24 protein-coding genes and 1 pseudogene are annotated in these 26,313 nt (G+C 69.9%); 17 read left to right on the top strand and 8 right to left on the bottom strand.

The window, feature by feature from the left end:
• Positions 1-204 precede the first annotated feature (204 nt).
• The gene (locus ASC56_RS16385; RefSeq protein ID WP_055492259.1) at positions 205-2,007 is read right to left on the bottom strand and encodes a DUF4012 domain-containing protein; all 1,803 of its coding nucleotides are present in this window, start codon (positions 2,005-2,007) and stop codon (positions 205-207) included.
• 62 nt (positions 2,008-2,069) lie between these two features.
• Positions 2,070-2,558, bottom strand: a complete 489-nt coding sequence (locus ASC56_RS16380; RefSeq protein WP_159039662.1) for a hypothetical protein — start codon at positions 2,556-2,558, stop codon at positions 2,070-2,072.
• A 10-nt stretch (positions 2,559-2,568) separates the two neighbouring features.
• On the opposite strand from ASC56_RS16380, the gene ASC56_RS16375 reads away from it, so the two are divergent.
• From ASC56_RS16375 to ASC56_RS16335, 9 genes are all read left to right on the top strand, one after another.
• Positions 2,569-2,787, top strand: coding sequence for a hypothetical protein (locus tag ASC56_RS16375; protein ID WP_055492147.1), 219 nt, complete (start codon positions 2,569-2,571; stop codon positions 2,785-2,787).
• 266 nt (positions 2,788-3,053) lie between these two features.
• Positions 3,054-4,508, top strand: a complete 1,455-nt coding sequence (locus ASC56_RS16370; protein WP_159039661.1) for a polysaccharide biosynthesis tyrosine autokinase — start codon at positions 3,054-3,056, stop codon at positions 4,506-4,508.
• Positions 4,505-5,143 carry a hypothetical protein gene (locus ASC56_RS39725; protein WP_055492145.1) on the top strand — a complete coding sequence of 213 codons (639 nt, stop codon included), beginning with the start codon at positions 4,505-4,507 and terminating at the stop codon, positions 5,141-5,143. The genes ASC56_RS16370 and ASC56_RS39725 overlap by 4 nt, the downstream gene beginning before the upstream one ends.
• A 156-nt stretch (positions 5,144-5,299) precedes the next feature.
• A complete protein-coding gene (gene dnaK, locus ASC56_RS16360) occupies positions 5,300-7,147 on the top strand; it encodes a molecular chaperone DnaK (protein ID WP_055492144.1) in 1,848 nt (615 codons plus the stop codon).
• Positions 7,144-7,797 carry a nucleotide exchange factor GrpE gene (gene grpE, locus ASC56_RS16355; protein ID WP_055492143.1) on the top strand — a complete coding sequence of 218 codons (654 nt, stop codon included), beginning with the start codon at positions 7,144-7,146 and terminating at the stop codon, positions 7,795-7,797. The genes dnaK and grpE overlap by 4 nt, the downstream gene beginning before the upstream one ends.
• Positions 7,798-7,836: 39 nt before the next feature.
• Complete coding sequence (gene dnaJ / locus ASC56_RS16350; RefSeq protein WP_055492142.1) at positions 7,837-9,006, top strand: molecular chaperone DnaJ; 1,170 nt, start codon at positions 7,837-7,839, stop codon at positions 9,004-9,006.
• Between the two features lie 4 nt (positions 9,007-9,010).
• Positions 9,011-9,463 (top strand): heat shock protein transcriptional repressor HspR, encoded by a 453-nt coding sequence (locus tag ASC56_RS16345; protein WP_055492141.1) that lies wholly within the window; start codon positions 9,011-9,013, stop codon positions 9,461-9,463.
• Between the two features lie 421 nt (positions 9,464-9,884).
• Positions 9,885-11,021 (top strand): sugar ABC transporter substrate-binding protein, encoded by a 1,137-nt coding sequence (locus tag ASC56_RS16340; protein WP_055492140.1) that lies wholly within the window; start codon positions 9,885-9,887, stop codon positions 11,019-11,021.
• 684 nt (positions 11,022-11,705) lie between these two features.
• Positions 11,706-12,749 carry a LuxR C-terminal-related transcriptional regulator gene (locus tag ASC56_RS16335; RefSeq protein ID WP_055492139.1) on the top strand — a complete coding sequence of 348 codons (1,044 nt, stop codon included), beginning with the start codon at positions 11,706-11,708 and terminating at the stop codon, positions 12,747-12,749.
• 62 nt (positions 12,750-12,811) lie between these two features.
• Here ASC56_RS16335 and ASC56_RS16330 read toward each other — a convergent pair whose 3' ends face one another.
• The gene (locus ASC56_RS16330) at positions 12,812-13,795 is read right to left on the bottom strand and encodes a helix-turn-helix transcriptional regulator (protein WP_079102532.1); all 984 of its coding nucleotides are present in this window, start codon (positions 13,793-13,795) and stop codon (positions 12,812-12,814) included.
• Between the two features lie 307 nt (positions 13,796-14,102).
• Between ASC56_RS16330 and ASC56_RS16320 the strand changes: the two genes are divergently transcribed.
• The 3 genes from ASC56_RS16320 to ASC56_RS16310 all read left to right on the top strand — a co-directional run bounded on the left by ASC56_RS16320 (position 14,103) and on the right by ASC56_RS16310 (position 18,245).
• On the top strand, positions 14,103-14,438 hold the full coding sequence (locus ASC56_RS16320; RefSeq protein ID WP_055492136.1) for a hypothetical protein: 336 nt from the start codon (positions 14,103-14,105) through the stop codon (positions 14,436-14,438).
• Between the two features lie 400 nt (positions 14,439-14,838).
• A complete protein-coding gene (gene clpB, locus ASC56_RS16315; RefSeq protein WP_055492258.1) occupies positions 14,839-17,436 on the top strand; it encodes an ATP-dependent chaperone ClpB in 2,598 nt (865 codons plus the stop codon).
• Positions 17,437-17,714: 278 nt separating this feature from the next.
• Entirely contained in the window at positions 17,715-18,245 is a 531-nt protein-coding gene (locus ASC56_RS16310; RefSeq protein ID WP_055492135.1) for a YbjN domain-containing protein, read from the top strand.
• Positions 18,246-18,252: 7 nt separating this feature from the next.
• On the opposite strand, the gene ASC56_RS40630 is transcribed toward ASC56_RS16310, so the two are convergent.
• The 5 genes from ASC56_RS40630 to ASC56_RS16290 form a co-directional block, all read right to left on the bottom strand.
• A complete protein-coding gene (locus ASC56_RS40630; protein WP_159039660.1) occupies positions 18,253-18,417 on the bottom strand; it encodes a hypothetical protein in 165 nt (54 codons plus the stop codon).
• 54 nt (positions 18,418-18,471) lie between these two features.
• Positions 18,472-19,668, bottom strand: coding sequence for a pyridoxal phosphate-dependent aminotransferase (locus ASC56_RS16305; RefSeq protein WP_055492134.1), 1,197 nt, complete (start codon positions 19,666-19,668; stop codon positions 18,472-18,474).
• Positions 19,669-19,928: 260 nt separating this feature from the next.
• On the bottom strand, positions 19,929-20,558 hold the full coding sequence (locus ASC56_RS16300) for a DUF4360 domain-containing protein (protein ID WP_055492133.1): 630 nt from the start codon (positions 20,556-20,558) through the stop codon (positions 19,929-19,931).
• A 336-nt stretch (positions 20,559-20,894) separates the two neighbouring features.
• On the bottom strand, positions 20,895-21,194 hold the full coding sequence (locus ASC56_RS16295) for a putative quinol monooxygenase (protein ID WP_055492132.1): 300 nt from the start codon (positions 21,192-21,194) through the stop codon (positions 20,895-20,897).
• Positions 21,195-21,339: 145 nt separating this feature from the next.
• The gene (locus ASC56_RS16290; protein WP_055492131.1) at positions 21,340-21,723 is read right to left on the bottom strand and encodes an ester cyclase; all 384 of its coding nucleotides are present in this window, start codon (positions 21,721-21,723) and stop codon (positions 21,340-21,342) included.
• Positions 21,724-22,170: 447 nt separating this feature from the next.
• Between ASC56_RS16290 and ASC56_RS16285 the strand changes: the two are divergent.
• From ASC56_RS16285 to ASC56_RS16270, 5 genes and pseudogenes are all read left to right on the top strand, one after another.
• Positions 22,171-23,127: pseudogene (locus ASC56_RS16285) on the top strand (replication initiator); the annotation flags it as partial.
• Between the two features lie 2 nt (positions 23,128-23,129).
• Positions 23,130-23,327 carry an AlpA family transcriptional regulator gene (locus ASC56_RS16280; protein WP_055492130.1) on the top strand — a complete coding sequence of 66 codons (198 nt, stop codon included), beginning with the start codon at positions 23,130-23,132 and terminating at the stop codon, positions 23,325-23,327.
• Entirely contained in the window at positions 23,327-24,589 is a 1,263-nt protein-coding gene (locus tag ASC56_RS16275; RefSeq protein ID WP_055492129.1) for a tyrosine-type recombinase/integrase, read from the top strand. Before ASC56_RS16280 ends, ASC56_RS16275 begins: the two co-directional genes overlap by 1 nt.
• Positions 24,590-24,768: 179 nt before the next feature.
• Positions 24,769-25,089, top strand: a complete 321-nt coding sequence (locus tag ASC56_RS38060) for a hypothetical protein (protein WP_107309263.1) — start codon at positions 24,769-24,771, stop codon at positions 25,087-25,089.
• A gap of 533 nt (positions 25,090-25,622) precedes the next feature.
• Complete coding sequence (locus tag ASC56_RS16270; RefSeq protein ID WP_055492128.1) at positions 25,623-26,192, top strand: DUF2617 family protein; 570 nt, start codon at positions 25,623-25,625, stop codon at positions 26,190-26,192.
• Positions 26,193-26,313: the final 121 nt, after the last annotated feature.

Here is a 26,313-nt window from a genome sequence, read left to right as displayed (position 1 = left end):
TGGTCGGGGTGCGTGGGTGCCGTCGGGCGTGCCTGGTCGGGGTGCGTGGGTGCCGTCGGGCGTGCCTGGTCGGGGTGCGTGGGTGCCGTCGGGCGTGCCTGGTCGGGGTGCGTGGGTACCGGTGGGCCCGTTCGCTCGGAGGTGGTCTTCCTGGGCCGCCCGCCGAGCCTGGAGGCGACCGCACGCGCCCTGTTCCTGCCGCGCTCAGACACCGCAGGCACCGCCCGGCTTCACCGTGGTTCGCTGGGGGGTCACCAGGGACTGCTGCAGAAGGGTGGGGGCGCGGTCCGCGTGCGGTTCCCTCAGGTGCAGGACCAGCGTGCGGCTGGAGCCGGCCGGCAACTCCAGGTTGAGCGCGAACACCGAGTGGCCCCGTTCGACGCCGGACGCGAGCAGCGCCGGGCGGCCGTCCAGGGTGGCGCCGGTGAGGCCGGCTCCGACTCCGGCGTAGTACGACACCAGGAGCCGGTTGTCACCCGGCCGGGTGCGGTAGTTCGGGCGGTCCTCGCGCAGCGTGACGTAACCGGGCAGCCCGGAGGCGGGGGCCCGGTTGGTCAGCGTCACGGTGACGGTGACCAGGCGTTCGCCGCCCGAGCAGCCCTCCGCTTCCCAGGTGAGACTCCGGTCGAGGTAGTAGTCCAGTTTGGAGCCGGCCGCGTTGTTCACCACCAGACCCGCGAACGGGCCGGGGGCGTCCGGAAGCGTGCCCGAGTAGGGGCGCGTCTGAAGGAGCCGTTGCTCCGCCGTATGAGCGCTCCACACCTTCAGCCGCCCGTCCCGCTGGGCGTCGTGCACGGCCATGAGCAGGCCGGGCAGCAGGCGCGTGTCGTCGATCGCCGCCATGAGCCGCCCGGCCGCGGCGCGGGCCGCGTCGACGAAGTACGCCTTGCGCCGGGTGACATCGTCGTAGCGCGCGTAGCTGGTCCGTTCGGTGAGGTCCACGACGTTGTCCGCGGACAGTTCGGTGCCGTCGGCCATGCGGGCCGGGCCGGTGACCCGCAGCAGACGGCCCAGCGTCGCCGGGTCGAGGGCGATCACACCGTCCACGTCCTCGCCGGTGTGGTCGCGCCAGTACGAGGCCCAGATGCGGGCCGCGTACGGGAAGTGCGGGCTCATGTTGGAGTTGGCCCATACGCGGGTGGGGGCGCTGCCCTCGTAGCGGGCCGTGAAGTCCTCTCCCAGGTCGACGTCCGCCTTCGCCGTGGCCATCTCGGTGTTGTTGCCGAACCGCTCGAAGGACAGATGGCCCCGGTTCGCGCGCAGCACGGCGAAGGCTCCGGGAACGCCGCCGGTGCCGCGTGCCTCTGCGATGTTCTGGAAGGCGAGGAAGTAACGCCGGTCCCCCTGTGTGCCGAGCATGGGCGGCAGGACCCGGGCGGCAAGGGAGGCGTCGGCCATCACCGGGGTGAGGCGGTCCAGCTGCCGTGCGAGGTCGGCACGGGCCCGGTCGGCCGCCGACAGCCAGGTGGACCGGGGCAGCCGGTGCACATCGGCCTGTACCTCGGAGACGACGCGGGCGGCCCGGACGAGGTCCGGCGCATGCTGCTGCAGCGTCGTCAGGGCCTGGGCCATCCCGCCGCCATGGCGGTTCGGCGTGGGCGTCGGCAGCGCGCCCGCCAGCGGGAGCAGCACCTCGCCGGTGAGCCGGTCGGCCGCGTACGCGGCGCCGCGCAGGGTGTCGACCGGGCCGCCGAGGAAGGGCAGCGAGGAGGCGGAGTACCAGGCCGGGCCGGTGGTGAGGCGGTGCGCCCGAGCGGCGTGGACGGCCGCGGAACGCGCCACCTGCTGCCGCTCCCGGGCCGAGCCGGAGCCCGACGCGGGCGTCACCGACTGCCGCAGCGCGTTCAGGTCCCGCTGGGCCGCGAGCAGCTCCCAGCGCGCGAACAGCCCGGTGACCCCGATCCAGACCGCGCCGGCCACCGGTAGCGCCACTACGGCCAGGAGGGCGTACCTGAGCGCGCGACGGCGGCCCGGCCGCGCCTCGCGGGAGCGACCGGGCCGGTGCATGCGGACGGCGCCCCGGCGTGGGCCGGGACGCCGTGGTACCGCCGTAGCGATGTCCTGCTCCGTCATGAAGTGCGGCGACGGCGCACGGCCAGCATCGTGCCACCGCCCGCCGCGATCAGTCCGGCCGCGGTGCCGCCCACTGCCAGGGCCTTCTCGCTGCCGGTGGCCGCGAGGCCCGGACGGTGCTCGGAGCGCCCCGGTCCGCTGTGTCCGCTGTGTCCGTTGTGTCCGCTGTGGCGGCCGGGACCGCCGGGCCGGTCGTCTCCACCGGGCCCGTTGTGGTCGCCGGGCCCGTTGGGGTCGCCGGGCCCGCCGGGCGGCGGCTGACCGACCGCGGCCAGCACCTGGATGCCGGTGGAGACGCTGCGCCGGGGGCGCTGCGCGGTGAGCTTGAAGGTGTGCGAACCGGCGCGCACCCTGCGCGGGATGGTGACGGTCCCCGTCACCGTGCCGCTGTCGTCGGCGTGGAACCGGCCGAGGACGATCGGGGCCGACAGCAGCTGCGCGGTCACTGCCTGTCGGCGGACGAACCCGGTCCCGACGAAGCTCACCGTCTCTCCGATGGGCACCGACGTCCTGTTGAGTGTCAGGGTCGGGGGCGGCGGCGGGTACTGCGCATGTGCGGTCTGCGCTCCCACCAGCGGTGCCGCGACGAGCACGGCAGCCGATGCTGCCGATGCCAGCGTGGCCCGCCATCTGGTCGATGTCGTCATGTTCTCCACTCTCCTCGACTTCAATCCCGGCCAGGCGGCTGGAGCGTCGGCCGTCATCAAGATCTAGATACATCGAATAAATGGGACATACCGACCTTGACTAACGTGACGCTGCCGAGAAGTCACCGGATGGGGTAGTGCGCGCTCCTCGATGGCCCACACCCGCCACCCCGATGGAGTCATCGGGCGATGTGCGACGCCAGGGTCGTTCGACGGGCCGACATTGGGGTGCCTCCCCCGCTCCGGGCGTGCGAGTCCCTATGGTCGGCTGTGCGCACAGGGAACAGAACATCTCAATTCGGGTGGTTCCCTCGGTTCTATGAGGGGTGCAGTTTGGATCTCCACGGATTCCTGAAGGCTCTTGCCAGACGCTGGCCGACCGTCATGGTCTGTCTGGTGCTCGCGCTCGGGGCGGCGTTCGCCGCGACGAGCCTGAGCACGCCCGTCTACGAGGCCAGGACCCAGCTCTTCGTCGCCACCCGCACCGGTGAGGACTCCGCCCAGCTGAATCAGGGTCAGAGCTTCTCGCAGGCACGAGTGCAGTCGTACGCCGCAATTGTGACGACCCGTCAGGTCACGGCGCCCGTGGTGAAGGAGCTGAAGCTGCGCACCACTCCCGAGGAGCTGGCCTCCCGGATCACCGCCGTCGCCCCGATCAACACCGTGCTCATCGACATCACCGTCCAGGACACGGTGCCCAAGCGGGCGGCGCGCATCGCCAACGCCGTGGCGACGCGGTTCAGCGCGGTCGTCGAGCGGCTGGAGGCGCCCAAGCACGCGTCCGGCGGGGACCGTTCCGAAAAGAGCCGCACGCGGGGCGCTGCCTCGCCCGTCTCCCTGGGTGTCACCCAGGAGGCCGTCGCGCCCGCCGCTCCGGTCTCGCCCCGGCCGCTGCTGAACCTGTCCGTGGGCGCGCTCGGCGGTCTGCTGCTGGGCGCCGGAGTGGTCGCTCTGCGCGAGAATCTCGACACCACGCTGAAGACCAGCGAGGCGCTGGGCGAGTTCACCGCGCTGCCGGGCCTCGGCACCATCCCGTACGACAGGAGCGCCCCCAAGCAGCCGCTCGTCAACGCCGACGGGCACTCAAAGCGCGCCGAGGCCTTCCGCAAGCTGCGCACCAACCTGCAGTTCTCGCAGGTCGACGACCGCCCCCGGATCATCGTGGTGACGAGTTCGGTGCCCGGTGAGGGCAAGACCAACACCGCGGTGAACCTGGCCCTTTCGCTCGCCGAGGCGGGCATCTCCACCTGCCTGGTGGACGGTGACCTGCGCCGTCCCTGCGTGGCCTCGACCTTCGGCATGGTCCAGGACGCCGGTCTGACCACGGTGCTCATCGGCCAGGCTCGCATCCAGGACGTGATGCAGCAGGCCGGCGGCCGCCTCTCGGTGCTCGCCAGCGGCGCCGTACCGCCGAACCCCACGGAACTGCTCGCCTCGGCGCGCATGGAGGAGGTGCTGCGGGAGCTGTCGGCCATGTACGAGGTCGTGATCGTCGACACCGCGCCGCTGCTGCCGGTCGCCGACACCGTCGGACTCGCCTCACTCTCGCAGGGCGCGCTGCTCGTCGTCCGGGCCGGCCGGACCAGCCGGGACCAGGTCCGCATCGCCGCGCAGTCGCTGGAGCGCGTGGGCGTCCGGGTCCTCGGCACCGTCTTCAACATGGCCCCGGTCCCCAAGGGCGACCGCTACGGCACCTACGGCCGGTACGGCGACCTGCCCGCCCCCCGTGCGTCCGCATCCCGGACGGACGGTGCCTCCCACGCGGTGACGCCCGCGGGCGAGCAGTGACCCGGGTCCTGTTCGTCTGCACGGGCAATGTGCACCGCTCGGCGCTCGCCGAGCGGCTGCTGGCCGCCAGGCTTCCGGCAGCTTCGGCCGTACGGCCGGAGAGCGCCGGGACCGAGGCACGGCCCCGGTCCGGCATGGAGAGCGCCACCAGGGCGGTGCTGGAGGAGCTGGGCGGTGACGGCTCCGGCTTCGCGGGCCGCCCGCTCACCGCGCAGCTCGTCGCGGGAGCGGCACTGGTCCTGGGGCTCGCCCGCGAGCACCGGGAGGCCGCCGTGCGGCTCGCGCCGTCGGCGATGCGGCGCTGTTTCACACTGAAGGAGTTCGTGCGGCTCGCCTCGGGGGAGGAGTTCGTGCGGCTCGCCTCCGGGGGAGTCGACGGGGTGGGGGACCGGGTGAGGGCCGGGGAAGAGCCGGGCGCCGCGGGCGGTTACCGGTCCGTGGGCGGTTTCGACGCCGTGGTGGCGGCCGCGGCCGCCCGCCGGGGTGCCGTCACCCCGGTCCCGCCGGACGAGGACGAGATCGCGGACCCCTGGGGAAGGCCCCACCATGTGCTGTACGGGTGCGCTCGCGAGATCGACGGAGCGGTGCGCAGGCTCGCCCCGCTGCTGGTCGTCGCGAGCGCCCCCAGCGCCTGAATCCGGGGGCCTTCCCGGCCGTGACCTGCGGCGTTCCCATGCTTGCAGTTCAGTGTCGGACAAAAGTTGAGTCCGCCTGACTCAGGTCTGTTGACTCGTTCCGATCCCTCGTGCATCCTTGAGCCTGTTCCACTCAAGTCAGCTGGAGGAATCGAAATGGCACGTGCGGTCGGCATCGACCTGGGCACGACTAACTCCGTCGTCAGCGTTCTGGAGGGCGGCGAGCCCACCGTCATCACCAACGCCGAGGGTGCCAGGACCACGCCGTCCGTCGTCGCCTTCGCCAAGAACGGCGAGGTGCTGGTCGGTGAGGTCGCCAAGCGCCAGGCGGTCACCAACGTCGATCGGACCATCCGGTCCGTGAAGCGTCACATGGGCACCGACTGGAAGATCTCGCTCGACGGCAAGGACTTCAACCCGCAGCAGATCTCCGCGTTCATCCTGCAGAAGCTGAAGCGGGACGCGGAGGCGTACCTGGGCGAGAAGGTGACCGACGCGGTCATCACGGTCCCGGCGTACTTCAACGACTCCGAGCGTCAGGCCACCAAGGAGGCCGGCGAGATCGCGGGCCTCAACGTCCTGCGCATCGTCAACGAGCCCACCGCGGCCGCGCTCGCGTACGGCCTCGACAAGGACGACCAGACCATCCTCGTCTTCGACCTCGGTGGCGGCACCTTCGACGTGTCCCTCCTGGAGATCGGCGACGGCGTCGTCGAGGTGAAGGCCACCAACGGTGACAACCACCTCGGTGGTGACGACTGGGACCAGCGCATCGTCGACTTCCTGGTCAAGCAGTTCCAGTCCGGTCACGGCGTGGACCTGTCCAAGGACAAGATGGCCCTCCAGCGCCTCCGTGAGGCCGCGGAGAAGGCCAAGATCGAGCTGTCCTCGTCCACCGAGACCTCGATCAACCTGCCCTACATCACCGCGTCCGCCGAGGGCCCGCTGCACCTGGACGAGAAGCTCACCCGCGCTCAGTTCCAGCAGCTGACGGCCGACCTGCTGGAGCGCTGCAAGACGCCGTTCCACAACGTCATCAAGGACGCCGGCATCCAGCTCGGCGAGATCGACCACGTCGTCCTCGTCGGTGGCTCCACCCGGATGCCCGCCGTCGCCGAGCTCGTCAAGGAGCTGACCGGCGGCAAGGAGGCCAACAAGGGTGTGAACCCGGACGAGGTCGTCGCCATCGGCGCCTCGCTCCAGGCCGGTGTCCTCAAGGGTGAGGTCAAGGACGTCCTGCTCCTCGACGTGACCCCGCTGTCCCTCGGCATCGAGACCAAGGGCGGCATCATGACCAAGCTCATCGAGCGCAACACCACGATCCCGACCAAGCGCTCGGAGATCTTCACCACGGCCGAGGACAACCAGCCGTCGGTGCAGATCCAGGTCTACCAGGGCGAGCGTGAGATCGCGGCGTACAACAAGAAGCTCGGCATGTTCGAGCTGACCGGTCTGCCGCCGGCGCCCCGTGGCGTCCCGCAGATCGAGGTGTCCTTCGACATCGACGCCAACGGCATCATGCATGTCACGGCGAAGGACCTCGGCACCGGCAAGGAGCAGAAGATGACCGTCACCGGCGGCTCCTCGCTCCCGAAGGACGAGGTCGACCGGATGCGCCAGGAGGCCGAGCAGTACGCGGAGGAGGACCACCGCCGCCGCGAGGCCGCCGAGACCCGCAACCAGGGCGAGCAGCTGGTCTACCAGACCGAGAAGTTCCTCAAGGACAACGAGGACAAGGTCCCGGCCGAGATCAAGACCGAGGTCGAGACCGCGGTGGCCGAGCTCAAGGAGAAGCTGAAGGGCGAGGACACGGCCGAGATCCGCACCGCCACGGAGAAGGTCGCGGCCGTCTCGCAGAAGCTCGGCCAGGCCATGTACGCCGACGCCCAGGCCGCGCAGGCCGCGGGCGGTGCCGGTGACGCCGGTGCCGGCCGGGCGAAGGCCGACGACGACGTCGTCGACGCCGAGATCGTCGACGAGGACCGTAAGGACGGTGCCGCGTGACGGAGGAGACCCCGGGCTTCGAGGAGAAGCCCGACGTCCCCTCCGGCGCCACCCCTGATGACGCCGAGCCGAAGGCCGCCTCCCCCTCTCCGGAGGAGGCGGCGGCCCCGGCGGGGGACGCGAAGACCGCTGGTCTGGTGGCCCAGTTGGACCAGGTGCGCACGGCGCTCGGAGAGCGCACGGCGGACCTCCAGCGCCTCCAGGCCGAGTACCAGAACTACCGCCGTCGCGTCGAGCGCGACCGGATCACGGTCAAGGAGATCGCCATCGCGAACCTCCTGACCGAGCTCCTGCCCGTGCTCGACGACATCGGCCGCGCGCGGGAGCACGGCGAGCTCGTCGGCGGCTTCAAGTCCGTCGCCGAGTCGCTGGAGACCGTCGCGGCCAAGATGGGTCTGCAGCAGTTCGGCAAGGAGGGCGAGCCCTTCGACCCGACCATCCACGAGGCCCTGATGCACTCGTACGCGCCGGACGTCACCGAGACGACGTGCGTGGCGATTCTGCAGCCCGGGTATCGCTTCGGCGAACGCACCATCCGCCCCGCGCGGGTGGCCGTCGCCGAGCCGCAGCCGGGGGCGCAGACGGTCAAGGCCGAGGAGACGACCGAGGCGGGCGACGACAAGGAGAGCGGTGGCCCGGACGAGGGCTGACGTACATCAACAAGGCGTAGGGAAGGAGGGACGTCGGGGATGAGCACCAAGGACTTCATCGAGAAGGACTACTACAAGGTCCTCGGCGTCCCCAAGGACGCCACCGAGGCCGAGATCAAGAAGGCCTACCGGAAGCTCGCCCGCGAGTTCCACCCGGACGCCAACAAGGGCAACGTCAGGGCGGAGGAGCGCTTCAAGGAGATCTCCGAGGCCAACGACGTGCTCGGCGACCCCAAGAAGCGCAAGGAGTACGACGAGGCCCGCGCCCTCTTCGGCAACGGCGGCTTCCGTCCCGGCCCCGGAGCGGGCGGCTCGTTCAACTTCGACCTGGGCGACCTCTTCGGCGGCCAGGGCGGCGCCGGAGGGAGCTTCGGCGGCGGTATCGGTGACGTCTTCGGGGGCCTGTTCAACCGCGGCGGCGGCGGCGCGGGCACGCGTACGCAGCCGCGGCGCGGCCAGGACATCGAGTCCGAGGTCACGCTCAGCTTCATGGAGGCGGTGGACGGCGCGACCGTACCGCTGCGCATGTCCTCGCAGTCGCCCTGCAAGGCCTGCTCGGGCACCGGCGACAAGAACGGCACGCCGCGTGTGTGCCCGACCTGCGTCGGCACCGGCCAGGTGGCGCGCGGCTCGGGCGGTGGCTTCTCCCTGACCGACCCCTGCCCGGACTGCAAGGGCCGCGGTCTGATCGCGGAGAACCCGTGCGAGGTCTGCAAGGGCAGCGGCCGGGCGAAGTCGTCCCGGACGATGCAGGTCCGCATCCCCGCGGGCGTGTCCGACGGGCAGCGCATCCGGCTGCGCGGCAAGGGCGCACCCGGCGAGCGGGGCGGCCCGGCCGGTGACCTGTACGTCGTGGTCCACGTGGACCAGCACCCCGTCTTCGGCCGCAGGGACGACAACCTGACGGTGACCGTGCCCGTGACGTTCGCGGAGGCGGCGCTCGGCGCCGACATCCGGGTGCCCACCCTCGGGGGGACTCCGGTGACGCTGAAGCTGCCCCCGGGCACGCCCAACGGGCGCACGATGCGCGCCCGCGGCAAGGGCGCGGTCCGCAAGGACGGCACCCGCGGCGACCTGCTGGTCACCATCGAGGTGAGTGTCCCCAAGGACCTGTCGGGGAAGGCTCGTGACGCGCTGGAGGCGTATCGCGAGGCCACCGCGGGCGAGGACCCGCGGGGGGAGCTGTTCCAGGCCGCGAAGGGAGCATGATGAGATGGACGGCCGTCGACGCAACCCGTACGAACTGACCGAGGACACCCCGGTCTACGTCATCTCGGTGGCTGCCCAGCTCTCCGGACTGCACCCGCAGACGCTGCGCCAGTACGACCGCCTGGGGCTCGTGTCCCCGGACCGCACCGCGGGCCGGGGCCGGCGCTACTCGGCCCGTGACATCGAACTGCTCCGTCAGGTGCAGCAGTTGTCGCAGGACGAGGGCATCAACCTGGCCGGCATCAAACGCATCATCGAACTGGAGAACCAGGTCGTCGCGCTCCAGTCCCGGGTGGCGGAGCTGGAGGCCGCGCTGGACGGCGCGGCGGCGGCGATGCGCCAGCGCGAGGCGGCGGTCCACGCCTCCTACCGCCGCGATCTGGTGCCGTACCAGGAGGTCCAGCAGACCAGCGCACTGGTGGTGTGGCGCCCGAAGCGACCACAGCAGACGGACTGACCCACGCCACGGAAGGGCCCTGAGGTTTCCTCAGGGCCCTTCCGCTGTCCGGGTACGTCACCCGTCCGCGTCCTGCTGCCCCGTGGGCGAGTTGTACAGATCTTTACCATCCGCATGCCCAACTGCCGCGGCCCTCGCGGGCGCCATCTTGATCACTCTCTGCGATCGGATGAACACGCAGGTGACGCAAGGGAGTTGACGAACCGTCGGTCGTGGTATCCGCCCAGGTGGGGGACGAGAGCTTCATCGCGCGAAGGTTTGGAAACGACCGGCGAAGGACGCTCCCTTGGTCTTCACTTGACTTCCACAGGATGCTGTTGCCATCTCGTTAACCCGTACTTCTTGACGCTGCATACCGACGCCGCGTTGGCTTTCAGCCACTGGGTCGCAATGCTGCTCCCCCGCCCGGAAGGCACCTGATGTGAACGCTCGTACCACCCGTAGGATCGCGGTGCGCCGTACCGCCATAGCCCTGGCCGCTTCCGCGTCGGCCGTCTCGCTCGCCGCGTGCGGCGTGATCAGCGGAGTCGGCGGAAGCAGCAGCTCCGCGTCTCCGAAGAAGGGCAACGACATCACGGTGGGCCTCCTTCTGCCGGAGAAGGCGAACACGCGTTACGAGAAGTTCGACTACCCCATCATCAAGAGCCAGGTCGCCTCCCTCACCAACAACAAGGGCAAGGTCGTCTACGCCAACGCCGATGCGGACCCGGCGAAGCAGAGCGACCAGCTCGACCAGATGATCGCCGACAAGGTGGACGTCCTGCTGGTCGACGCGGTGGACAGCAAGGCCATCGCCTCGGGCGTCCAGAAGGCCAAGGACGCGGGCATTCCGGTCATCGCCTACGACCGGCTCGCCCAGGGCCCGATCGACGCCTACATCTCCTTCGACAACGAGCTGGTCGGCCAGGTGCAGGGCCGCGCCCTCCTTGAGGCGCTCGGCACCAGGACCTCGGCCGGCAAGATCGTGATGATGAACGGCTCGGTCACCGACCCGAACGCGGCGCAGTTCAAGGCGGGCGCGCTCGCCGAGCTCCAGGGCAAGGTCAACATCGTCAAGACGTACGACACCAAGGACTGGAAGCCGGAGAACGCCAAGGCGAACATGCAGGAGGCGATCCGGGCCGTCGGACTGAGCAACATCGCCGCGGTCTACTCCGCCAACGACACCATGGCCGGCGCCGTCATCGAGGCGCTGAAGGAGGCGGGCAGCAGCAAGGTCCCGCCGGTGACCGGGCAGGACGCGGAGCTCGGTGGGGTGCAGCGGATCGTCTCGGGCGACCAGTACATGAGCGTGTACAAGTCGTACCCGGAGGAGGCGAGCAACGCCGCCGAGATCGCGGTGGCCAAGGTCCAGGGCCGCTCGATCGAGTTCGACTCGCTGACCCGCGACAAGGTCGACAGCCCGACGCAGAAGAAGATCCCGTCGATGCTGGTGCCGGTGGTCGCGCTCACCAAGGAGAACATCAAGGACACGGTGATCCAGGACGGCATCTACACCGTCAAGGACATCTGCACCACGAAGTACAAGGCGGACTGCGCGGCGATCGGACTGAGGTGACGCCTGGGCGGGCGGCGACGCCCGCCCAGGGCACGCAACGGCGGTGGCCCGTGTCCCCGCGCCCACGGCCGGTGGGTGATGTCCTGGCAGGCCCCGGCGCCCTGCCCTCCCCACGCCTGCGCCGCACTCGTGTCGACCCCCGTCGCACCGGGGACGGGCCCTGGGGCCGATGACGATGCCCTGGCCGCCCGCGCGGCAGGGCCCGTACGCGTCCGCGAGGCAGGCCTCCAACGCCCGTACGCGCTGGGCGACTCCGCGTCGCACGAGGTCCCATGCGTCAGGCAACGCGTATGCGTCCAACGCGTGTGCGTCAAACATGTCCGCCATGGCCTGACGGTAAGTGCGTCATGTGACGCGCCGATCACTCGGTGATTTCCGGCAGCACATACGATCGCCCGGCGCCGGGGGGCGCGTGGCCTCGGGCAGCTTCGTGCAGCGGAAGTTCCGGAGGTGGGGAGGATCCGGGATCTTCCGGGGCGATCACGGGCGTTGGGGCGGCGGAGCCGTGTTGCGGAGGCGAGCGGGTCCGCGCATAGTTGCGCTGCGAAGGCGTGCGGACGCGGCACCGTGTGCGAGCGCCCGGGCACGTGGGAGGGACGTCGCTGATGAGCCGCGTCGCGCAGGACGCCGGAGCCAGGGTCGTAGCCAGGGGTCGGAGCCAGGAGTCGGAGCCAGGAGTGGAAGATGGCCGGGCACGGGACGGACGCGCATCCGCACGGCGCTGACCGGCTCTGCGAGGCCGGCAACCGCGTGTACTCCCGGGCCGTACGCCGGGGCCGGGTGCCCCGCGCCGACGCCGCGTCGGTGCCCTGCCTGCTGGAGCTGGCGCTGCTGCACCCCGACCCCGACGACATGGACTGGCTGGTGCCGACCTCCCCGCAGGAGGTCATGACCCGGCTGCTGCGCGGCATGCACGAGGAGGTCAGCGCGAGCCAGGCCCGGGTCGGCACGGCGGTCGCCGCGGTCGAGTGGTACGCCGGGCTCGACGGCCGTGAGCAGGGCTCCGCGGAAGGCGTGGCGATCCGCGTCCTCGACGGGCTGCCGCGGATCCGCGCCGCCATGGACGAGGCCACGGAGCAGTGCACGGTCGAGGTGCTGACGGTGCAGCCGGGGGGCATCCGCCGCGAGGACGAACTCTCCGAGGGCCTGCACCGGGCGCTGGAGATGCGCCGCCGGGGTGTGCGCATGCGCGACCTGTACACGCATGTCGCCCGGCACGGCCAGGGCCTGCACAACTACATGGAGCTGATGGGGGACGCGGCCCAGGCGCGCACCCTGGACGAGGTGCCCGAGCGCATGATCGTCTTCGACCGCACGGTCGCCTTCATCCCGGCGAACACGGACCGCACGATCGCCCTGGAACTGCGTCATCCGGCCGTGATCGACTATCTGGTGACGGTCTTCGAGCGCCTGTGGCGGCTCGCGATCCCGCTCACCTCCCCGCTGCCGGACACGGGCATCGACGGGATCACGCACCGGGAGCGCTCGATCGCGGCGCTGCTCGCGGAGGGGCACCAGGACGCGGTGGTCGCCGAGCGCCTGGGCATCAGCGTCCGTACCTGCCGCGCGCACATCGCCCGGCTCTCCGAGACCCTGGGAGCGGCCAGTCGCACGCAGTTGGGCGTCCGCATCGCCCAGGCGGGGCTGGACGGTCCCCTGCGTCCGGCCGGGGCCGAGGTGGTCGGCGTGGCGGGCATGCCGGGTCAGGAGTCGTCCGCGGCCGGGTGACCGCGGCGGGCCAGGCCCCCCGGCGCGGCGCCGGCGCGGCCGTGCGGGGCCCGACCGGCGGCTCAGTACTCCTGCTTCAGGATCCCCGACTCCGCGATGAGATAGCCGAGCTGGGCGCGGCTGCCGCTGCCCAGGGCGTTGGCCAGCTTCGCTATGTGGGCCCGGCAGGTGCGGACGTTCATGCCGAGGCGGCGGGCTATGGCCTCGTCCACGTGGCCCTCCACGAGGAGTTTGGCGATCGAGTGCTGGATGTCCGTGAGGCCGTCCGGAGCGGTTTCGTAGGGAGCGCCCACACTGAGCGGAACCGCGCGGTTCCACATGAACTCGAAGACCTTGATCAGGTAGCGGACCAGCCCCGGGTGCCGGAGCTCCAGGGCGACCTGCTGATCGTCGCGGGTGGGAATGAAGGCGACGGTCTCGTCGCAGATGATGAGGCGCTCCACCAACTCGTCGATGGTCCGGTATTCGACCTTGCCGTCGGCGAACCGCTCGACATAGGACAGCTTCTCGGGGTTGTAGCGGGCGGTGTGCTGGTACAGGGTCCGGATGCGCACACCACGTTCGATCAGCGGCCGGTCGCGCTCCAGCCCCTGTATGAAGGTCCGTTCGGAGAAGCGGTTGGTGGGCTGGACCGTGAGCATCTCGGTCCGGCACTGGGACGTGGCCAGGTCCAGTGCGGCGTTGATGCGGTCGCTGCCCTCCAGCACGGAGATGGAGTGTGTGGCCGCCGTGGTCTGGGCGCTGAGCGTCATGAACGGCTCGAAAGCATGGGAGAGTTCGATCGACCGCCGCCGGTGCTCGGCTATCTCCCGCTCGATGGGGTTGAGCCGCTGAGCCAGGGCGACGGCCGGAGGGGTGGGACGCAGCCAGTCCGGATCGTCCGGATCCGGGTGCAGCAGGGAGAATTCCATCAGGCAGGGCGCCGGCTCCACGTCCGCGCGGGCAATGCGTCCCGCGCGCAGGGCATTGGCATAAAGTCGGCCACCTTCCTCACACAGTTCGGTCACCGCATGGGGATGTGTCACCTTGGTCCGATTTGTCGTCAAATCTCCACCCCCCAGGGTCCTGAACGTGCAGGAACATGATGCACTGATTGTGTGGCCATGACGTGCCCGAATGAGCCATCGTCGTATCCGACGGGGGAAGAAGGGCACCTTCAAGTGAGGACGAAGCCGACTATGGGTAAGAGAGCGCTTCGATCGATACTTGTCGCCACCTTCTCCGCCGTTGTGGTCCTCGGGGTGCTGAGTGGCCTCTCCGGTACGAAGGGCGACGATCGGGCGGACAGCAGGTGGCCGGCGGTGGCCGTGTCCACGGCACCCGTGGCCGCGGCGGACGGTTCGGGGAGCTGATGTGACCACTCCACCCGACGACCGCTCCTTCCGCCGCGAGATGGCCACTGCCTATCGTTCCGGCTGGCACTTCATCGACCTGATCACCGCCATCCCGCACAGTGGTGATTCGCTGATGGTGACCGTCTTCGGTGAGCCGGTCGTCGTCACGCGGGACGAGGACGGAGACGTGCGGGCGTACCGGTGTCTGCGACGGCCTCGGGGGGCGCCGCAGCCTGTGCGATGCGCCATTCGGTATGGAATGATCTTCGTGAATCTTGACCAGCGAGACCACCGGCAGGTGGAGCCGGAGCCTTCGGCCCCCAGGACCGTCTCAGCCACCCCCCGCAGTGCCTGACGCGATTCCCCCGTCGTAACAGATCGCTCAGGTGCTTCCCCCCGCAGCGGCGTCACCGTGACCTGAACACGGTGACGCCGCTGTAGTTTGTGCCAGAACCTCCGAATATCACCTGGAGGTGACAGTGGCTGGAATCAGCCGTGTCCAGGCGTCCCGGGAGCGATTTCCATCACCAACCGTGACGGTTCCGCTGCGGACCCGCGGACGGATCCCCGAAACGCATCCCGGAGCGCGTCTCCCGGAACGATCCATGGAATGCGCGGCTCCGGGCCGGGAACTTGTCCGTCCCCACTCCCGCCCAGTGCCTTGAGTGGAATAGACTCAACTTTGTGTACGTTGCTCAGGTCAGCATGGAAGACGACAGCTGAGCGTGGGCCGACGCAAGGAGGAGAAGGCGAACGTGGACGCCGAGCTGACCAACAGGAGCCGGGACGCGATCAACGCGGCCAGTAACCGTGCCGTGTCGGAGGGTCACCCGGACCTCACCCCCGCCCACCTGCTCCTCGCGCTGCTGGAGGGGCAGGACAACGAGAACATCATCGACCTGCTGGCCGCCGTGGACGCCGACCAGGCCTCCGTGCGGTCCGGCACCGAGCGCGTGCTCGCCGGTCTGCCCAGCGTGACCGGATCGACCGTCGCGCCGCCCCAGCCCAACCGTGAGATGCTCGCCGTGATCGCCGACGCGACCAAGCGTGCCAAGGACCTGGGCGACGACTACCTCTCCACCGAGCACCTGCTCATCGGTATCGCCGCGAAGGGCGGCGCCGCCGGCGACGTACTGTCCGGGCAGGGAGCGGACGCCAGGAAGCTCCTGGAGGCGTTCCAGAGGAGCAGGGGAGGACGCCGGGTGACCACCCCGGACCCGGAGGGCCAGTACAAGGCGCTGGAGAAGTTCGGCACCGACTTCACCGCCGCCGCGCGCGACGGCAAGCTCGACCCGGTCATCGGCCGGGACCAGGAGATCCGGCGCGTCGTGCAGGTGCTCTCCCGCCGTACGAAGAACAACCCGGTCCTCATCGGTGAGCCCGGCGTCGGCAAGACCGCCGTCGTGGAGGGGCTGGCCCAGCGGATCGTGAAGGGCGACGTGCCCGAGTCCCTCAAGGACAAGCGGCTGGTCGCGCTGGACCTGGGCGCCATGGTCGCGGGCGCGAAGTACCGCGGTGAGTTCGAGGAGCGCCTGAAGACCGTCCTCGCGGAGATCAAGGACTCCGACGGCCAGATCATCACCTTCATCGACGAGCTGCACACCGTCGTGGGCGCCGGCGCCGGCGGCGACTCCGCCATGGACGCCGGCAACATGCTGAAGCCGATGCTGGCCCGCGGCGAGCTGCGCATGGTCGGTGCCACGACCCTGGACGAGTACCGCGAGCGGATCGAGAAGGACCCGGCGCTGGAGCGTCGCTTCCAGCAGGTGCTGGTCTCCGAGCCGAGCGTCGAGGACACCATCGCGATCCTGCGCGGGCTCAAGGGCCGGTACGAGGCGCACCACAAGGTGCAGATCGCGGACAGCGCGCTGGTCGCCGCGGCCACCCTCTCCGACCGGTACATCACCTCCCGCTTCCTGCCCGACAAGGCCATCGACCTGGTCGACGAGTCGGCCTCGCGGCTGCGCATGGAGATCGACTCGTCCCCGGTGGAGATCGACGAGCTGCAGCGCGCCGTCGACCGCCTGCGCATGGAGGAGCTGGCGCTCAGCAAGGAGACCGACCAGGCATCCAAGGAGCGCCTGGAGAAGCTGCGCCGCGACCTCGCCGACAAGGAGGAGGAGCTGCGCGGCCTGACCGCCCGCTGGGAGAAGGAGAAGCAGTCCCTCAACCGCGTCGGTGAGCTGAAGGAGAAGCTCGACGAACTGCGCGGCCAGGCCGAGCGCGCCCAGCGCGACGGTGACTTCGACACCGCGTCCAAGCTGCTGTACGGCGAGATCCCGGGCGTCGAGAAGGAGCTGGAGGCCGCCTCCGAGGCCGAGGAGGAGGCCGCCAAGGGCACGATGGTGAAGGACGAGGTCGGCCCGGACGACATCGCGGACGTCGTGGCCTCCTGGACAGGCATCCCCGCGGGACGCCTCCTGGAGGGCGAGACGCAGAAGCTGCTGCGCATGGAGGACGAACTCGGCAAGCGGCTGATCGGCCAGGCCGAGGCCGTGCGCGCGGTCTCGGACGCCGTACGCCGCAGCCGTGCCGGTATCGCCGACCCGGACCGCCCGACCGGTTCGTTCCTCTTCCTCGGTCCCACCGGCGTCGGCAAGACCGAACTGGCCAAGGCGCTCGCCGACTTCCTCTTCGACGACGAGCGGGCGATGGTCCGCATCGACATGTCGGAGTACAGCGAGAAGCACAGCGTCGCCCGGCTGGTCGGCGCCCCGCCCGGCTACGTGGGCTACGAGGAGGGCGGCCAGCTGACGGAGGCGGTGCGCCGCCGCCCGTACAGCGTGGTGCTCCTGGACGAGGTGGAGAAGGCGCACCCGGAGGTCTTCGACATCCTCCTGCAGGTGCTGGACGACGGCCGTCTGACGGATGGTCAGGGGCGTACGGTCGACTTCCGCAACGCCATCCTCGTGCTGACCTCGAACCTGGGCAGCCAGTTCCTGGTCGATCCGGTGACGAGCGAGCAGGAGAAGAAGGAGCAGGTGCTGGAGGTGGTCCGCGCCTCCTTCAAGCCGGAGTTCCTCAACCGCCTCGACGACCTGGTGGTCTTCTCGGCGCTGTCGAAGGACGAGCTGAGCCGGATCGCCCAGCTCCAGATCGACCGCCTGGCCAAGCGTCTGTCGGAACGGCGCCTGGCGCTGGAGGTCACTCCTGAGGCCCTGGCCTGGCTCGCCGACGAGGGCAACGACCCGGCCTACGGCGCCCGCCCGCTGCGCCGCCTCGTGCAGACGGCCATCGGTGACCGCCTCGCCAGGGAGATCCTGGCCGGAGAGGTCAAGGACGGCGACACCGTCCGGGTGGACAGGTTCGGCGACGGACTCCTCGTGGGCCCGGCGACGGGCAAGACGCTCTAGGAGACGGCAGGCACCACAGCCGCCGTACGGCCCCCCTTCTCCGCCATCGGAGGAGGGGGCCGAGGCCTTCTGGGCCCGGTCCGCGGGAGCGTACGCGCGGACCGTGGTCGGAGCCCGCCGACCCGGGTACTCGGAGCACGGCCGCCCAGGTGACCGGGGGCCCGGCCACCCGGGTGACCGGATCGTGTCAGCCGTCGGCTGACACGATCCGCCGGGGCTTGCCACCCCCCTCCCCGCATGGGGGAGGATGGCGGAATCCGTACGAAGGGAAGAACACGGTGAGCATCGACCCGTCCTCGATTCCGAACTTCGGGGGCCAGCCCGAGCCGCAGCCGCAAGGACCGGCGGGCCCCGTGGTTCCGGATCAGGACCTCGTGAAGCAGCTCCTGGACCAGATGGAGCTCAAGCACCTCGTCGACGAAGAGGGTGACCTCGTCGCGCCGTGGGAGCAGTTCCGTACGTACTTCATGTTCCGCGGCGAGGGAGACCAGCAGGTCTTCTCGGTGCGCACGTTCTACGACCGCCCGCACAAGATCGACGAGAAGCCGCAGCTGCTGGAGTCCATCGACGACTGGAACCGGCGCACCCTGTGGCCCAAGGTCTACAGCCACACGCACGACGACGGCACCGTCCGCCTCATCGGTGAGGCGCAGATGCTGATCGGGACGGGCGTCAGTCTGGAGCACTTCGTCTCGTCGACCGTCAGCTGGGTGCGGGCCGCGATCGAGTTCGACCGGTGGCTCGTCGAACAGCTCGGTCTCGCGGAGGACGTCGACGACGCGGAGGAGCCCGAGGACGACGGAGAGTAGACACCGCCTAGCGGGGCGACCGGGCCAGTACCACCGGATACGCCGCGTAGACGAAGGAGAGCCCGGCCGGGGCGCACGCCACCACGGCGGCGTGCGCGGGCCGGGCTCTCGCCGTCCGCACCAGCGCCCGCGACAACAGGCCCGCGAGCGCCGCCAGCGCACCCGCCCACACCCGGCGCCCGGTGAGGACGGCGTACGGCGGGGGGTGCCGGTGGCGGGCCGCCTGTCAGCCCGCCAGCGCCTTCAGCCGCTGGGCGGCCTCCTCCAGGACCTCCGTACGCTTGCAGAAGGCGAAACGGACGAACGGGGCACCGGCCTCGCGGTGGTCGTAGAAGACCGCGTTCGGGATGGCCACGACCCCCGCGCGCTCCGGCAGGGACCGGCAGAAGGCGAAGCCGTCGCTCTGCCCGAGGGGACGGATGTCGGTGGTGATGAAGTACGTGCCCGCGGTGCGGAACACCGCGAAGCCCGCCTCCGCGAGCCCTGTCGCGAGCAGGTCCCGCTTGGCTCGCAGATCCGCGCGCAGTCCCTCGAAGTAGGCGTCGGGAAGCGCGAGCGCCTCCGCGACGGCGTACTGGAACGGCCCCGAGGAGACGTACGTCAGGAACTGCTTGGCCGAGCGCACCGCCGTGACGAGCCCGGGCGCCGCGGTCACCCAGCCGACCTTCCAGCCGGTGAAGGAGAACGTCTTCCCGGCGGAGCCGATGGTGACGGTCCGCTCGCGCATCCCGGGGAAGGTGGCGAGCGGCAGGTGCTCGGCGTCGTCGAAGACCAGGTGCTCGTACACCTCGTCCGTGACGACGAGCAGGTCGCGCTCGACGGCGAGTTCGGCGATCGCCCGCAGCTCCTCGTGGGTGAGCACGGTCCCCGTCGGGTTGTGCGGGGTGTTGATCAGCAGCAGCCGGGTGCGGTCGGTGACGGCGTCGCGCAGCTCGTCGAGGTCGAGCCGGAAGCTCCTGCCGTCCTCGTGCGGTCGCAGGGTGACCGGCACGCGTACGCCGCCCGCCATCGCGATACAGGCCGCGTACGAGTCGTAGTACGGCTCGAAGGCGACCACCTCGTCGCCGGGTTCCAGGAGCGCCAGCAGGGCCGCCGCGATCGCCTCGGTCGCGCCCGCCGTCACGAGGACCTCGGTGCCCGGGTCGTAGCTGAGCCCGTACCTGCGCTGCTGGTGCGCGGCGATCGCGGTGCGCAGCTCGGGGATGCCGGGACCGGGCGGGTACTGGTTGCCGCGCCCGTCGCGCAGCGCCCGCACGGCGGCCTCGCGGACCTCCTGCGGGCCGTCGGTGTCGGGGAAGCCCTGGCCGAGGTTGATGGACCCGGTGCTCGCGGCGAGGGCCGACATCTCGGCGAAGATCGTCGTGCCGAACTCGGCGAGCCGCCGGTTGAGGAGGGGACGCGCGCTGGAGGTCATGGCCGCCATCCTGCGCCCAAGCTCTGGACTTCCTCAACAATGCTTCGCTGATAGGTACCTGCGCACGTGCGCTATGCGTCGCCTCTGAGCAGGGGCGGTGCGGTTGTCGGCTGTCGTCATCTGTCGTCGTCGTCCACCCTCGGACGGCCCAGAGACGGCCCGAGCGGGGTGCCGCGTGCGCGGCGGGTTTGTCCGCATGCTGATGAGCACTACCACCGATTACGGGAGCCGTTGGCTTGGACGCACCCGCAGATCGCAGCGCCAGGAGATCATTGGCACTTCTTCCAGGCGAGGTGGTACACGGTTTGGATGCTGCCGTCCGTCGAGTCCATCTCCATGAAGCTGGTGGCGCTCGGGCTCGAGGTGCCGGGATCGACCTGCAGTTCCGTGTTGATGGTGAGGGTGCGGTCCTTTCCGCAGTAGGCGTGGTTCCGGGCGTGCACGGTGTCGGTCGTCTGCCAGTCGTTGTTGAACCCGCCTGGGAAGTGATGGGTGAAGTTGGTGGTGTGGGCATCTCCCTGGAAGTGGTAGCTGGCACGCTCGGTCCCTGAGGCGCCCGGCGCCAGTGACGCGAAGCCCATGTAGGTGACGGATACGATCGCGTAGGTGGAGCGGCGACCGGGGAGGTGCAGGAGCAGGTTGAGCTGACAGTTCTTCTGGCGGGCGCTCGGCGGCGAGCTGGGCCCCGCCTGGGCGATGTAGTTGCTGTAGGTGACGGTGAAGGTGGTTTGGTCAGGGCCGATGGCCACGGCGGCCGTCCCCGGCGGGCAGCCGGTACCGTTGGCTGTCACGCTGCCGATGGTGATCGGGGCCGGCGGCGGGGTCGGGTGGCCGCCGAAGGCCGCCGAGCCGAACAATGATGTGGCGACACCAGTCGCGGCCAGCGCGCGGAGCACCATGGGCTTCCCTTCAGTCGTCCACGGATCCAGGGCGGGGGTCGCTTTCCGAGCCCGGCCCCCGGATTTCACGTGGGCATCGCACCACACGTTGCGTGTCCGCGTACGGAAGGTGACGCTCCAGTCACTCAAACAGCCTTCAGGGGAAACCTCGTTAGAGCTCACAGAGTTTGAACCTGTGGCCTCATCCTTATCAGGTTGATCACAGGGGCTTGTCAACGTCGACCAACGGTCCCTGCGCCTCGGTCGATCGTCCACTGACATCCGGCACCGAACGCTGCTGTTCGTGCTTGTTGGTGTCAGCGCTGGTGTCAGAGACTAATGCAGTCTTGACAACGTCTACAGTCCCAGCCCGCCCACGGCGGACACCTCCTGCCTGGTGAACTCTCCCGTCAGCATCGGCATCGCCTTGCCGATGGCAGCTTTTGTCTCCGGCAGCTCCAGCGAAGCATCGTGGTGTTCCTTGCTCTCCCAGACCTCGGTCACCCAGATCGTCACGTCATCGTCGTCGGACACGCTGACAACGTAGAGGTGGCATCCCGCCTCGCGGAGGCCGTCCACACCACTCAACAAAATGGAGACGACTTCGTCGCGGGAACCGGTTTGGGTTTTCATCGAGGCGATGTAGCCGTAAGTCATAGTGACTCCCTCTCCCTGGGATGAACCGTTGTGCCTGGACCAGGACCCTTCCATCGGTGGCCTGGAGACACAAGGACGAGAGGTCACGGCCGAACGCCCACACAGCCCATCGCCACTACGCACACCGAGATCATCTCGCAAGTGATCAACCTGGGGTCACGCTGCTACCCGCCGGGCGGTTGAGCGTGGATATGCCCCACAGTTCGGCGATGCGACCGTCGAGCACCCGAAAGATCTCCATCATCGAGGGCAGGGGCTGGTCATCGACGCCTGCGCCGCCCAAGACACCGTGCAAGGACGTGCGAACCGCCACCTTGTCCGCATCCACGACCATGTCCTCGACGATGACCTGGATGTCGGGGAACGTGGCGTGAAGCCCGCTCCACGCCTTGACGACGCTGTCGACGCCGACGGTGCCCAGCGGATGGCTCACGAAGTCGGCGGAGAAGATCGTCTCTGCCGCAGCGAGGTCACGAGCGTTGAACGCCGCGTACATGCGCTGAGCAACGGCCCTTGCGTCGTGCGTCATATCACTCTCCAGTCGTCGGCGACCTCAGCAGTCAACCACGCGCTCGACTCACCCAAGCCACCGGCACTCAAGACGTCGTCCCCCCTCAGCACCCGCCCCAGCCCACCACTCTCCCCAGCTCCCATCCCGTCTGCCGTCGGCCCACACACCGTGGAGCGGGCGTGGTTCATGGCGTCCAGGTGGAGCGCGCCACTGTACGAACGACCTGGACGCCATGGGCCGCGTCTGCTCGGCTTTGCCTGGGTCGATGGCAGGCGGGATGGGAGCTCCCCGCGCACGCCACTGCTCGCCGGCACTCGCGAACGGCGCCCCCGCCATCTCGGAGCCTGAGCGCCCCCGCCGGAGGCTCGTTCTCGCCGTGGCTGCCTTCTACGATGATCGACTCATGACCCGGCCGCCTGCACGTGGGCGCGCGTCGGCGCAGCGCGGGCGGAGCGGGCCGGAGGCAGGAGCGGCGCCCGCAGCGGAGCCGGGAAGCGCGCCCGGCGGAGCGGAGCGCAGCCGGGGCTTGACCCGGACACCTACGACTACGCGGGCGCCGTGCTGTGGAACAACCACGCCTCCGACCTGTGGCGCTACTTCACGATCTACCTGCGCCGCGAGATCGCGAAGCGGGTCGGTCTCACCCAGAAGGCTGCTCGTGAACAGTCCCGCGTCTCCTTCGGAAAGGTCGCCGAGTACCAGAAGCGGGGAGCCGTCCACTTCCACGCCGTGATCCGCTTCGACGGCCCCGAAGGACCCGACACCTCGCCCCCAGCCTGGGCCACCCTCGACCTGCTCACCGACGCCATCCGCGCCGCCGCTGCCCGCGTCGCAGTCGACGTACCCCCGGCTGGGGACCAACCGGCCCGCACGCTGCGCTGGGGCACCCAGCTTGACGTCCAGGCCATCAGCTCCTTCGGCCACGGCGAGGAGATCACCGAACAGTCCGTCGCCTCCTACGTCGCCAAGGCCGCCGAGACCACCGGCACCGTAGACCGCCGCATCGGCAACAAAGAGGCCCTGGCACTGCTCGACGTCCCGGAGCATCCTGCCCGGCTCATCGCGGCCTGCCTCGACCTGCACGCGCTCTATCCCGACCGGAAGTTACGCGACTGGGCTCACATGCTCGGCTTCCGGGGCCACTTCTCCACCAAGTCTCGCCGCTACTCCACCACCCTCGGCGCCCTCCGCCAGGTCCGCGCCGACTACCGCGCAGCCCAGCAACGCGCCGCCCTTGCCCTGCCCGACCCCGACGAAGAAGAGGCAACCACCCTCACCCTCGCGCACTGGGTCTACGCCGGGCACGGCCACACCCCCGGCGAATCCTGGCTCGCCGCCAACATCCGCCGGGACATCCAACTCAACCGCGAGACCGCCCGCGAAGAACTACCAGCCCTGCTCGCTGACGAAAGGGACTGCTGACCATGGCCTCAGAGCTGCCAAACCGGTTTCTGACCCCTGAGGACCTGGTCGAGATGTTCGAGCTTCCCAGCGTGGAGACGGTCTACCAGTGGCGCCGGAAGCGCACCGGTCCCCGCGGCTTCCGGGTCGGCCGGCACCTGCGCTTTGACCCCGGTGATGTGCGGGCCTGGGTGAACGCTCGGCTTGGAGAGGCTGCCTGATGGCCGGCCACATCCAAGACCGCTGGTACAGGTCCGAGACCGGATCGGACGGCAAGCCCGTCAAGGTCAAGACCGACCGCCACGGCAAGGGCATGCGCTACCGCGCCCGGTATGTAGGCCCCGACGGAACCGAGAAGTCCAAGAGCTTCCCAGATGGCAAGAAACGTCTCGCCGAGAAGTGGCTCAGCGCCATTGAGACGGATATGACGCGCGGTCAGTACACCGACCCCAAGTCCATGCAGATCACGTTCCGGCAGTATGCCGAGAAGTGGTTGGACAGCAAGACGCCCAGCGCAACCGCCAGGAAGGAGCTCGGCCGGCGCCTGCGGCTGCACGCCTACCCGGTGCTCGGCTCCCGACCGGTCGGGACCTTCCGGCCTGAGCACATCAGGGAATTCCTCGCCGCCCTGGAAGCGAAGCCCGGCGTGGGCCCTTCCTACGCCCGAAACATCTTCGCGGACGTTCAGTCGGTCCTGTCTGCCGCTGTCGATGACTCGTTGTTGTCGCGCAATCCGTGCAGCGCACGGAGCGTCCGGCGACCCAGGCCTGAAGCGCATCCCGTAGTTCCGTGGGTGCCCGCCCAGGTGTTCGCCGTTCGATCGGCCCTTCTGGAGCGGTACCAAGCGATGGTCGATGTCGGCGCCGGATGCGGTCTGCGTCAGGGCGAGGTGTTCGGACTGGCTGAGGACGCCATCGACGCTGACGGGCGCACGCTCCATGTCGTCCGACAGATCAAGCACGTGGAAGGGCACCCGGTCTTCGCTCTGCCCAAGGGCGGCAAGAAGCGGGACGTGCCGTTGCCCGACTCTGTGGCGCAAGCCCTCCGGACGCACATGGACGCCTGCAAGCCCGTGGAGATCACGTTGCCGTGGGACGTGCCGGAAGGGCCGAAGGTGTCCGCCCGGCTGATCTTCACGGCTGAGCAAGGGGGCATCGTGTGGCGGAGCAACTTCAACGGCGAGGAGTGGAAGCCCGCTCTCGCTGCCGCGGGCCTCATCCCGGAAGCGGACGGTGACGGCAAGTACGAGTCGGCGCGCGAGCACGGCATGCACGCCCTCCGCCACTTCTACGCCTCCGCGCTGTTGGACGCGGGCGAGAACATCAAGGCCGTCAGCGAGTACATGGGGCATGCCGACCTGGCGCTGACGCTGCGGGTGTACGCCCACCTGATGCCCGACAGCCGAGAGCGAACCCGGCGTGCCATCGACACCGTGTTTCAGCATGCCTCGCAGGAACATCACGGCCCACAGACGGCCCAGTGAGACCCTGACGGCCCCTGATCTGCCTTTCTGTGCAGGTCAGGGGCCTCTTTCGTGCGTTGACCCTCAGAACTTCCTCAACTCTGCTTTGGCGGGCGGGACGCCGGGGCATCCCCCGTGCACACGAGAGACACAGAGGGGCCCGCGGGGGCTCCTTCGGGGGATTCGAAAGGGGGACCGCCGTGATCATCGGTATCGGTCTGGCGATCGTCTGCATCGTCGTGGTCGTACTCCTCGTGATGGCCGACCGCCGCTCCAGGAAGCCGGCGCTGCGGTCGAGGGGCCACGGCCCACGGACGCGGCGGTCGTCGCGCAGCTCCCGCAGCTCCGCCGGCGGCGGTGACGGCGGCAGCTGGTGGGCCGCCGGGGGCGACAGTGGTTCGTCGTCGGGCGGCCACCACGGGGGTGGCCACTCGGGCGGTCACCACTCCTGCGGCGGGGGTCACTCCTGCGGCGGGGGCCACTCGTCCTGCGGCGGGGGCGGATGCGGCGGAGGCAGCTGACACGGGGCAGCCGAGCTCCGCGCGGAAACGCGCATCCGGGGTGGGCGAGTGCCCGCCGGGAGAACGTCCCGGCGGGCACTCGCGCGTGCGACCCGGTACGGCTCGGCAGGGGGCGGCACCGGCGCGTCAGCACCGGGCGTGTGAGTCCCCCGGCAGAGGGGGCGTGAGGGTGCGTGCCGCAGGCGTTGTGCGCTGGGCGCGCGCCCCGTTGCCCGGCCGCGACGGAGCGTATGCCATATGCGCCAATGCCACTGGCGTACGCCGTAGTTGAACAGTTGAGCTGTGGAGCCCTCGGGGGGATGGAAACCCGGCGGACTTGGGTAAAAACGCTGTGGCGGCGCCACAGTTCATGATTCCCTCTCAACCACCCAAAGCAGCCCGCGGACGCCTTTCGGACACCTGTCCCCAGGCGTTCCTCCCCACCGGGCCAACCGGACGTACCACCCGACTGGCTGAGCCGGCCTTCCCATCCGGCGCCACGACCGGGGTGCGCCGCACCCACTCCTCACTTTGCGTGCTAGCGGAGCCGATCCATGCTCACCACCCTGAACACCTCCTACACCGACACGCGTGCGGCCGACCTCGCGTGGACCCTGGGCCGCGAGCCGCTGCCCGCACTGGCCACGCTCGACCTGGAACTCGCCGGAGCCCAGCTCCAGTTGAGACTGCTCGGCGCATCCCACCAGGTGCTCCTGCAGGAGGAGCGGGGCAACTGCTCGGAGACGGTGGCGTGCATCGCGGGCTCCAGCGCCCCGCTGCCGCTGGGTGTCGCCAAGCGGGTCGGCGACTGGGAGTACGAGTTCGCGGCCCGGGTCGAGGTGCTGTCGCCCGGTTCGTTCGCGGGTCGGGCCCAGGAGCTGCTGGCCCTGGTCTCCGACCATCCCAACGGCCTGGCCGGCGTCTTCCCGGGCAGCCCGCACGCCTTCACGGCGCTGCTGGCCCAGCACCACGAGGGTCAGGTCCACTGGCGCACCTGGCACGCGTACCCGCAGGACGGCCAGTTGGTGGCGACGCGCACCCGGGTGGGCGTGAGGGAGCCGACGGCACGCGACCCGGACGAGGCGCAGCCGAGCCCGGGCGCGCTCAGTCCGTCCGGCGTCTGAGGCCGTTCGCGCCGATGAGCCAGGGTGCTGGGGTGGCCGTCCGCGGGGCGCCGCCCCTGGACCCCGGGCGCCCCGGGCCCGGCAGTTCCACACGTGTGGGTGACAGGACCCAGCGCAACCG

Source organism: Streptomyces sp. TP-A0356 (assembly GCF_001417775.1).
In the GTDB taxonomy this organism is placed as follows: Bacteria; Actinomycetota; Actinomycetes; order Streptomycetales; family Streptomycetaceae; genus Streptomyces.
This window is presented reverse-complemented; position numbering and strand designations above follow the sequence as displayed.

What these genes read in the sequence shown, in the direction of transcription:
- dnaK (WP_055492144.1), top strand. Translation starts at nt 5,300, where the DNA reads ATGGCACGTGCGGTCGGCATCGACCTGGGCACGACTAACTCCGTCGTC.
- ASC56_RS16305 (WP_055492134.1), bottom strand. Translation starts at nt 19,668, where the DNA reads ATGGCGGCCATGACCTCCAGCGCGCGTCCCCTCCTCAACCGGCGGCTC.
- ASC56_RS16375 (WP_055492147.1), top strand. Translation starts at nt 2,569, where the DNA reads ATGGGCACCGACGTCCTGTTGAGTGTCAGGGTCGGGGGCGGCGGCGGG.
- ASC56_RS16385 (WP_055492259.1), bottom strand. Translation starts at nt 2,007, where the DNA reads ATGCACCGGCCCGGTCGCTCCCGCGAGGCGCGGCCGGGCCGCCGTCGC.
- ASC56_RS16290 (WP_055492131.1), bottom strand. Translation starts at nt 21,723, where the DNA reads ATGACGCACGACGCAAGGGCCGTTGCTCAGCGCATGTACGCGGCGTTC.
- ASC56_RS16335 (WP_055492139.1), top strand. Translation starts at nt 11,706, where the DNA reads ATGGCCGGGCACGGGACGGACGCGCATCCGCACGGCGCTGACCGGCTC.
- ASC56_RS16270 (WP_055492128.1), top strand. Translation starts at nt 25,623, where the DNA reads ATGCTCACCACCCTGAACACCTCCTACACCGACACGCGTGCGGCCGAC.
- ASC56_RS16300 (WP_055492133.1), bottom strand. Translation starts at nt 20,558, where the DNA reads ATGGTGCTCCGCGCGCTGGCCGCGACTGGTGTCGCCACATCATTGTTC.
- ASC56_RS16280 (WP_055492130.1), top strand. Translation starts at nt 23,130, where the DNA reads ATGGCCTCAGAGCTGCCAAACCGGTTTCTGACCCCTGAGGACCTGGTC.
- dnaJ (WP_055492142.1), top strand. Translation starts at nt 7,837, where the DNA reads ATGAGCACCAAGGACTTCATCGAGAAGGACTACTACAAGGTCCTCGGC.
- ASC56_RS16345 (WP_055492141.1), top strand. Translation starts at nt 9,011, where the DNA reads ATGGACGGCCGTCGACGCAACCCGTACGAACTGACCGAGGACACCCCG.
- ASC56_RS16275 (WP_055492129.1), top strand. Translation starts at nt 23,327, where the DNA reads ATGGCCGGCCACATCCAAGACCGCTGGTACAGGTCCGAGACCGGATCG.
- ASC56_RS16295 (WP_055492132.1), bottom strand. Translation starts at nt 21,194, where the DNA reads ATGACTTACGGCTACATCGCCTCGATGAAAACCCAAACCGGTTCCCGC.